Consider the following 8459-nt stretch of genomic DNA (forward strand, 5'->3'; position numbering starts at 1 on the left):
GCGCCACGGTGCCGGCGGCCGGCACGCGCTCGGCGACCCGGGCGGTCACCTCGCGCAGCGGCGCGGTCTGGCGCCACACCGTGCCGAGCACGACGTGCTCGGCACCCAGGCCGTCGGGGGCGGGCGCGAGCGCGCGCGCGACCAGCGTGGGCTGCGCGCCGCGGAACGTCTGCACCGCGACGTCGGGGTCGCCCAGCAGCAGCAGCCGCGCGCCGCGGTCGGCGAACGCCCCGAGCAGGCGCGCGGTCGCCGCCGTGCTCTCCTGGTGGTCGTCCACGACGACGAGGCGTCGGCTCGGGCACGGGACGCCGGGCACGTCGTCGTCCCAGCGGCGCAGCGCGGCGACGGCCGCGTCGACCACGACGGCCGGGTCGAGCCGCTCGCCCGCGTCGGGCGTCGCGGCGGCCAGCGCCATGACGTCGAGGTACTCCTCGTACACGCGCGCGGCGGCGACCCACGCCGGGCGGCCCTCGCGGCGCCCGAGGGCCGCGAGGTCGGACGGCGCGAGGCCGCGCTCGGCCGCGCGCATGAGCAGGTCGCGCAGCTCGTCACGGAACGCGCGCGTGCCGAGCGCGACGTCGGGGACGCCCGGCGGCCACGCCGGTCCCGTGACGTCGCCGGCCGCGTGCCCGGCCAGCAGCTCGGCGAGCGCGAGGTCCTGCTCGGGGCCCGAGACGAGGACCGGCGACGGCTCGCCCAGCGCACCGGCCCGCGCGCGCAGCACCGCGAACGCGACCGCCGCGGGCGTCTGGACGAGAGGCCGCCCGGCGGTGCGGCCGAGCCGCACCGCGAGCCGGTCCCGCAGCTCGCCGGCGGCGCGACGGTTCGCGGCCAGCACCAGCACGTCGTCGGGCGCGAGCCCCGCCTCGACCGCCGCGGCGGCGGCCTCGAGCGCCACGGTCGTGCGCCCCGTGCCGGGCGCACCGGTGACGACCAGCGCCCGCGCCGGGCCCGTCGCGGCACGGTCCACGGCCTCCTGCTGGCGCGCGTCGAGCACGGGCCGCGCCCCCCGGCCGAGCGCCTCGTGCTCGACCAGCGGCGCGGCCACCAGCCGGGTCGTCGGTGCGGTCGTCACGGTGCCGATCCCATCACGGCGCACCGACATCCCGGCGCACGGTCGCCGCCCGGTGGACGTCACCGGCCGTGGCTACCCTGTGCGGATGGTCGACGCCCACGACGCAGCCGCGGACCGCCCGCCCGCGCGGCGCATGGCGCGCGCCGAGCGCCGGTCGCAGCTGCTCGCCACGGCGCTGGAGCTGTTCGCGACCGAGGGCTTCCACCACGTGTCGATGGACGACATCGCGGTGCGGGCCGAGGTCAGCAAGCCGGTCCTGTACCGGCACTTCCCCTCCAAGCTCGACCTGTACCTCGCGGTCGTCGACGAGCAGGGCGCGGGCCTGCTCGCGGCGGTCGAGCACGCCGTCGCACCGCTGCAGGCCGGTCCGCTGGGCCGGGGCGAGGGCCGGGCCGTCGTGGCGGCCGTCGTCGAGGCGTACCTCGCGTTCGTGCAGGTCGCCGGGCAGTCGTCATCGCTGCTGTTCGAGTCGGACGTCACGCGCGACGCGCAGGTGCGCGGCCGCGTCGAGCACGCCACCGCCGTCGTCACGCACCGCATCGCCGACGTGCTCGTCGACGTCACGGGGCGCGACCGCCCGGACGCCGACGTGCTGGCCGCGGCGCTCGTCGCGAGCGCGCAGGGCGCCGCGACCTACTGGCTGCGCCACGGCGCGGGCCAGGACGCGCACCGGGTCGTCGGGCTCGTCACCGACCTGCAGTGGCGCGGCGTGGCCGGGCTCGTCCGCCCGGACTACCCGTACGAGGGCGCCTAGGATCGACGACGAACCCGCCCGGCACCGCAGTGCCGGACGAACGTGTCGACGAGGGAGTGCCCGTGGAGATCACGATCGGCGTGCAGCACCAGGCGCGCGAGCTGACGCTCGAGTCCGACCTGACGGCGGACGAGGTCGCCGCAGTCGTGCAGGCCGCGCTGACCGACAAGACCCCGACGATCGAGCTGACGGACACGCGCGGTCGTCGCGTCATCGTCCCGACCGCGGCGCTCGGCTTCGTCGAGATCGGCGCCGAGACCAAGGGGCGCGTGGGCTTCGGCTCCATCTGACCCCCGGCCGGCGTCCGGCTCGCCCGGGCGCCGGCCCGCTCGTCGGCTCAGGCCGTCAGGTGCAGGCGCGACATGCGCCGCGTGTGCTCGGCCGTGAGCTCGTTGAAGACCGTGGCCGGCACCTGCTCGACGGGCGCCGCGGACGTCGCCGCGTCGTCCGCGCCACCTGCGCGGCTCAGCACGCGCGCGACCTCGGGCCGCTGCGCCACGCGCTGCACGACCCCGAGCGCCTCGCCGACCAGGCGGCGCCCCCACAGCGCGAGCCGCGACGACAGCACGTCGTCGCCCGCGCACGCCTCGTCCAGCTCGCGCACCGCGAGCTCGCCGTGCGACGCGTCGTCGAGGACCTCGGCGACGAGGCGCGCCGACGCGTCGTCGAGGCCGCGTGCCACGACGCGGCAGAAGTCGTCCGCGACCCCGTAGCCGACGTACGCCTTGAGCAGCCGCTCGGCCCACGACGTCGGCGGCGTGCGGGCGTCGAAGTCGTCGAGCAGGCCGACGAAGCGCCCCAGCGCCGCCACGCCGTCGCCCCCGAGCTCGTCGATGCGGGCCAGGACCCGGTCGCGGCGCTCGGTGCAGCGTGCCGCGAGGCGGCTCAGCGCGAGGGCCTGCTCGAGCCCCGGCGCCTGCGCGCTGTCGGTCGCGAGCCGCGCGAACGCCTGGTGCTCGAGGCTCGCGACCAGCCCGAGGACCTCGATCGCGTCGGCCGCGTCGGCCGCACGGGCCGTCGACGCGTCCTTGCCGGGGTTGGCGGAGCGGTCCTCCGCCGCGCCCTCGGGGCGCAGGGAGCTGGCGTTGCCGGCGCTGGAGGTCATCCGGCGATCGTAGCGCCGGGCGGCGCGTCACCCGCCGGCTCCCGGCCGCGCGCGACCCCCGTCCGGTACGCTGGGCGTGTACAACCCGTACATCGGTTGCCCGGTCGTCTCGGTTCCCGGTCCGGCACACGCCCGGCCACACCTCGCACGACGCGCACCGCCGCCGCCCGCCGGTCACCGGCCGGGCGTGCCGGCCGGGTGCGCCGCGCGGGGCGACTTCTACGATCGGCTGCCGGCCGACCCGCGTGGCGCCCGTCGCCGCCCGGTCCGGACGCGCACCTCGCGCCGTCCGCCGGGCCCGCACGTGAGCCGCCACCCTGGCAGTGAAGAGCCACACGTGAGCACCGACCAGACCCTCGCGCAGGCGCCGCTCGACGACGCCTCCGCCGTCACCCCCGCCGCCGACGCCACCACCGACCAGCACCGCACGGCCGCCGACGCGGTCCCCACGCAGGTGACCGGCACGCGCCGCGCCGCCTCGGTGCAGGCCGTCGACGCGACCTTCGCGGACTTCGACGTCCGGCCCGAGATCGTCGCGGCCCTCGCCGCGGCCGGCATCGAGCGGCCGTTCCCGATCCAGGCCATGACGCTGCCCGTCGCGCTGTCGGGCCACGACATCATCGGCCAGGCCAAGACCGGCACCGGCAAGACCCTCGGCTTCGGCGTGCCGCTGCTGCACCGCGTGATCGCCCCCGGCGAGGAGGGCTACGAGCAGCTCGCCGCACCGGGCGAGCCGCAGGCCCTCGTCGTCGTGCCGACGCGCGAGCTGGCCGTGCAGGTCGCGGGCGACCTCGCGATGGCCTCGACGGGCCGCAAGGTCCGCATCGTGCAGGTGTACGGCGGGCGGGCCTACGAGCCGCAGGTCGAGGCGCTGCAGCGCGGCGCCGACGTGGTCGTCGGCACGCCGGGCCGCATGATCGACCTGCTGAACCAGCGCCACCTGCGACTCAAGCACGCGACCGAGGTCGTGCTCGACGAGGCCGACGAGATGCTCGACCTGGGCTTCCTGCCCGACGTCGAGAAGCTGCTCGCGGCCACGCCGCCGAACCGCCACACGATGCTGTTCTCGGCGACCATGCCGGGCGCGGTCGTCGCGATGGCGCGCCGCTACATGTCCCAGCCCACGCACATCCGCGCCTCGGCGCCGGACGACGACGGCGCGACGGTCAAGAACATCAAGCAGGTCGCGTACCGTGCGCACGCGCTCGACAAGGTCGAGCTGCTCGCGCGCATCCTGCAGGCCCGGGGCCGCGGCCTGACCATCGTGTTCGCGCGCACCAAGCGCACGGCCGCCAAGGTCGCCGACGAGCTCGTGGACCGCGGGTTCGCCGCGGGCGCGCTGCACGGCGACCTCGGGCAGGGCGCGCGCGAGCAGGCGCTGCGCGCGTTCCGCCACGGCAAGGTCGACGTGCTCGTCGCGACCGACGTCGCGGCGCGCGGCATCGACGTCGAGGACGTCACGCACGTCGTCAACTACCAGTGCCCCGAGGACGAGAAGACGTACCTGCACCGCACGGGCCGCACGGGCCGCGCGGGCAACAAGGGCACGGCCGTGACGTTCGTCGACTGGGACGACCTGCCGCGCTGGGGCCTCATCGACAAGGCGCTGGGCCTGGGCATCCCCGACCCGGTCGAGACGTACTCGTCGTCCGACCACATCCACACCGACCTCGACATCCCGCAGGGCGTGACGGGCCGGCTGCCGAAGGCGCAGCAGACGCGCGCGGGCCTGGGCGCCGAGGTGCTCGAGGACCTCGGCGAGACCGGCAAGCGCGGCGGCGGGGCCCGCCCGGCGCGCTCGGACGAGCGCTCCGGCGGCCGCCGCGAGGGTGGCCGGGACGGCGCGCGCGACCGTGACCGCGCCCCGCGCCAGGAGGGCGACGGCGAGCGCGCCGAGGGTGCGGGCCGTCGCCGCAGCCGCGGCGGTCGTGGTCGCTCGGGCGGCGAGGGCGCGGCGCGCGCCGAGCGGCCCGTCGGTTCGTCGGCCGCCGTGAGCGCCCCCGCGACGGACGGTGCCGCGTCGACCGGCGCGACCTCGACCGGCGAGGCCGGTGACGCACCGCGTCGCCGCCGTCGTCGTCGCTCGCGCGGCGGCGCGTCGGGCGCCGGTGCGCCCGCGGCTCCTGCGGAGTCCTGACCGACGCCCCCGCGACGTGACGGAGGCCCTCCCACCGCCCGGTGGGAGGGCCTCCGTCGTCCCGGGTGGTCGCCCGCGTCAGACCTGGCGCGCGAACGTCAGCACGGCGTCGGCGAGGAGCTGCACCGCGATCGCGGCGAGCAGCAGACCGGCGATGCGGCTGACGAGCATCGTCCCGGAGTCCTTCAGGACGCGGTGGATCGCGTTGGCGAACCGCATGGACAGCCACAGGCACAGGTGGACGAGCACGACGCCGATCGCGATGGCGACCCAGTCGGTCGCCTCGCTGGCCTGCTGCACGAACACCATGGTCGCGACGATGGCGCCGGGCCCGGCGAGCAGCGGCGTGCCGAGCGGCACGAGCGCGACGTTGCCCTGCGTGCCCTCGAGGCCCTCGTTGCTGTCCATCTTGCCGGTGAGCAGCTCCATCGCGACGAGCAGCAGCAGCAGGCCGCCCGCGCCCTGCAGCGCCTCGACCGAGACGTGCAGGTAGTTGAGCAACGATTGGCCGAACAGCGCGAAGCCGACGATGACGCCGAACGCGACGAGGATCGCCTGGCGCGCGGCGCGTGCGCGCTGCTGGCGCGTCATCGAGCCGGTGAGCGCGAGGAAGATCGGCACGGTCCCCGGGGGGTCCATGATGACGAACAGGGTGACGAACACCGAGATGAACAGCTGCACGTCGAGCACGGCGCTCACGCCGCCACCACCTCCGTCGTTCCCTGCCGGACGATCTCGTCCAGCACCTCGGGCCGGGTCAGATTCTCCCCCAGCCGGTTGACCTTGCCGTCACCGTGGTGGTCGCTCGACCCCGTGACGAGCAGCCCGAGCCGGTCGGCGAGGCGCAGCAGCCGCTCGCGCTGCTCGGCCGAGTGGTCGCGGTGGAAGACCTCGAGCCCCGCGAGCCCGGCCTCGGCGAGCTCGTCGAACACGCGGTCGGGCACGATGCGCCCGCGCGCGTCGGCCGCGGGGTGCGCGAACACGGGGACGCCGCCGGACGCGCGGATCGCGGCGACCGCCGCGGGCGCGTCGGGCGCGTAGTGGTCGACGTGGTACGGCCCGGACGACGCGAGCAGGTGCGCGAACGCGGCGTCGCGGTCGGGCACCACGCCGAGCGCGACGAGCGCGTCGGCGATGTGCGGGCGGCCGACGACGACCGCGTCGCGGGCCTGCTCCTGCACGTCCTGCCACGTGATCGGCACGTCGCGCGCCATCCGCTCGACGATGCTGCGCGCGCGGTGCACGCGCGAGTCGCGGGCCCGTGCGAGCTCGCCCGCGAGCGCCGGGTGCGCGGGGTCCTGCAGGTAGGACAGCAGGTGCACGCTCACGCCGTGCGAGCGCGCGGACACCTCGGTGCCGCGCACGAGGGCGACGCCCGCGACGGGCGCGGCGGCGGCCGCCTCGTCCCAGCCGGCCGTGGTGTCGTGGTCGGTGAGGGCGACGACGTCGAGGCCCGCGGCGCGGGCGGCGGTCACGAGCTCGGTGGGGGTCTGCGTGCCGTCCGACGCCCGCGAGTGCGTGTGGAGGTCGATGCGCACCGGCACACGCTAGCCGGTCGCGACCGGGACCCCGGACGGCCGTCGTGCGGCCCGCGGTGCCAGACTGGGGGCGTGAGCACCGAGAGCGCGGACGACCTCACGTCCGAGACCCCGACCCCCGCCCAGGACGAGCAGCCGCTGGAGTCGCGCGGCTCCAACCGCTCGCACCGCCCGCAGTCGCGACGGTTCGTCGAGTTCGTGACGTCGGGGTGGGGCGAGCGTCCGCCGTCGACGGCCGCGCGCGCCGAGGTCGCGGACTTCACGGCGGCGCGCCGCAGCGCGCTGTCGGCGCGGTTCCCCGGCCGTCGCCTGGTGGTCCCGGCGGGGCGGTTCAAGGTGCGGTCGAACGACACCGACTTCCGGTTCCGCCCGCACGCGGCGTTCGCGCACCTCACCGGCCTGGGCACCGAGCAGGAGCCCGACGCCGTGCTGGTGCTGCACCCGGTGGCCGACGGCACGGGCGACGACGGCAGCGCGCACCACGCGGTGCTGTACATGAACCCGCTCGCGGGGCGCGACACCCCGGAGTTCTTCTCCGACGCGCGGTACGGCGAGTTCTGGGTGGGCGCGCGCCCGACGCTCGACGAGGTCGCGACCGTCACGGGCGTCGAGACCGCGCACCTGGACGACCTGCGGGACGCGCTCGCGAAGGACGTGGGCGCCGGCGGCGTGCAGCTGCTCGTGGTCCCGGAGGCCGACGAGGCCGTCGACGAGGTGGTCGCGCAGATCCGCGGCGAGGAGACGACCGGCGAGGCCGACGCGCTGCTCGCCGAGGCCGTGTCCGAGCTGCGCCTGCTCAAGGACGCGTACGAGGTCGCGCAGCTGCAGCTCGCGGTCGACGCGACGGTCGCGGGCTTCGAGAAGGTCGTGCGCTCGCTGCCGCGCGCGGTCGCGCACCGGCGCGGCGAGCGCGTGATCGAGGGCACGTTCCTGGGGCACGCGCGCGAGGAGGGCAACGACGTCGGCTACACGACGATCGCGGCCGCGGGCGAGCACGCGACGACGCTGCACTGGACCGACAACGACGGCCGGGTGCGCGCGGGCGAGCTCGTGCTCGTCGACGCGGGCGTCGAGGTCGACTCGCTGTACACGGCGGACGTGACGCGCACGCTGCCCGTCGACGGCACGTTCACCGACGTGCAGCGCCGCGTGTACCAGGCCGTGCTCGACGCGGCGGACGCGGGCTTCGCGGCGGCCGTGCCGGGGGCGCGCTTCCGTGACGTGCACGACGCCGCGATGCGTGTGCTCGCGGCGCGCCTCGAGGAGTGGGGGCTGCTGCCGGTGAGCGCCGAGGAGTCGCTCGACCCCGACAACCAGCACCACCGCCGGTGGATGGTGCACGGCACGAGCCACCACCTGGGCCTCGACGTGCACGACTGCGCGCAGGCGCGCGCCGAGCTGTACCTCGACGGCGTGCTGGAGCCCGGCATGGTGTTCACGATCGAGCCGGGCCTGTACTTCAAGTCCGACGACCTGCTGGTGCCCGCGGAGTACCGCGGGATCGGCGTGCGCATCGAGGACGACGTGCTGCTGACGGCCGACGGCAACGTCAACCTGTCGGCCGCGCTGCCGCGCGACCCCGACGCGGTCGAGGCGTGGATGGCGGCCCTGCGCAAGGGCTGACCGCCCGCACGGGCCGTGACGCGGACGCACGAGGGCCGCACCACCCGCGGGTGGTGCGGCCCTCGTCGTGCGTCGTGGTGCGCGCGGGGTCAGACGCTCCCCGGGCCCGGGGGCGGCGGCGGAGTGCCGGGCTGCGCGGGGGTCCCGGCCTGGGGCGGCGCGGCCGGCGGGTACGGCGTGCCGGGCTGCGGCGGGACGGGCTGCGGCGGGACGGGCGGCCCGGCGGG

At 76.7% G+C, this 8459-nt stretch carries 8 protein-coding genes; 4 read left to right on the forward strand and 4 right to left on the reverse strand.

The genetic code is table 11. The annotated features are described in order from the left end of the window. On the reverse strand, window positions 1–1075 hold a 1075-nt coding region (locus CS2_RS16830), incomplete at its 3' end, for a UvrD-helicase domain-containing protein (protein ID WP_156442186.1). 85 nt (window positions 1076–1160) lie between these two features. On the opposite strand from CS2_RS16830, the gene CS2_RS16835 reads away from it, so the two are divergent. After that, window positions 1161–1829 carry a TetR/AcrR family transcriptional regulator gene (locus tag CS2_RS16835; protein ID WP_070320845.1) on the forward strand — a complete coding sequence of 223 codons (669 nt, stop codon included), beginning with the start codon at window positions 1161–1163 and terminating at the stop codon, window positions 1827–1829. 62 nt (window positions 1830–1891) lie between these two features. Beyond that, window positions 1892–2119, forward strand: a complete 228-nt coding sequence (locus CS2_RS16840; protein WP_046530681.1) for a DUF3107 domain-containing protein — start codon at window positions 1892–1894, stop codon at window positions 2117–2119. A 47-nt stretch (window positions 2120–2166) separates the two neighbouring features. Here the strand turns inward: CS2_RS16840 and CS2_RS16845 are convergent, their stop codons facing one another. Next, window positions 2167–2934, reverse strand: coding sequence for a ferritin-like fold-containing protein (locus CS2_RS16845; RefSeq protein WP_070320846.1), 768 nt, complete (start codon window positions 2932–2934; stop codon window positions 2167–2169). Between the two features lie 337 nt (window positions 2935–3271). Between CS2_RS16845 and CS2_RS16850 the strand changes: the two genes are divergently transcribed. After that, a complete protein-coding gene (locus CS2_RS16850) occupies window positions 3272–5071 on the forward strand; it encodes a DEAD/DEAH box helicase (RefSeq protein WP_070320847.1) in 1800 nt (599 codons plus the stop codon). A gap of 78 nt (window positions 5072–5149) precedes the next feature. On the opposite strand, the gene CS2_RS16855 is transcribed toward CS2_RS16850, so the two are convergent. Further along, window positions 5150–5770 (reverse strand): MarC family protein, encoded by a 621-nt coding sequence (locus tag CS2_RS16855; protein ID WP_046528857.1) that lies wholly within the window; start codon window positions 5768–5770, stop codon window positions 5150–5152. Next, a complete protein-coding gene (locus CS2_RS16860; RefSeq protein WP_070320849.1) occupies window positions 5767–6609 on the reverse strand; it encodes a PHP domain-containing protein in 843 nt (280 codons plus the stop codon). Before CS2_RS16860 ends, CS2_RS16855 begins: the two co-directional genes overlap by 4 nt. 72 nt (window positions 6610–6681) lie before the next feature. On the opposite strand from CS2_RS16860, the gene CS2_RS16865 reads away from it, so the two are divergent. After that, a complete protein-coding gene (locus CS2_RS16865; RefSeq protein ID WP_070320848.1) occupies window positions 6682–8232 on the forward strand; it encodes an aminopeptidase P N-terminal domain-containing protein in 1551 nt (516 codons plus the stop codon). The last annotated feature ends 227 nt before the right edge of the window (window positions 8233–8459 follow it).

Origin of the sequence: Cellulomonas iranensis NBRC 101100 = JCM 18110 (assembly GCF_001552375.1) — a bacterium.
GTDB classification, from domain to species: Bacteria; Actinomycetota; Actinomycetes; order Actinomycetales; family Cellulomonadaceae; genus Cellulomonas; species Cellulomonas iranensis.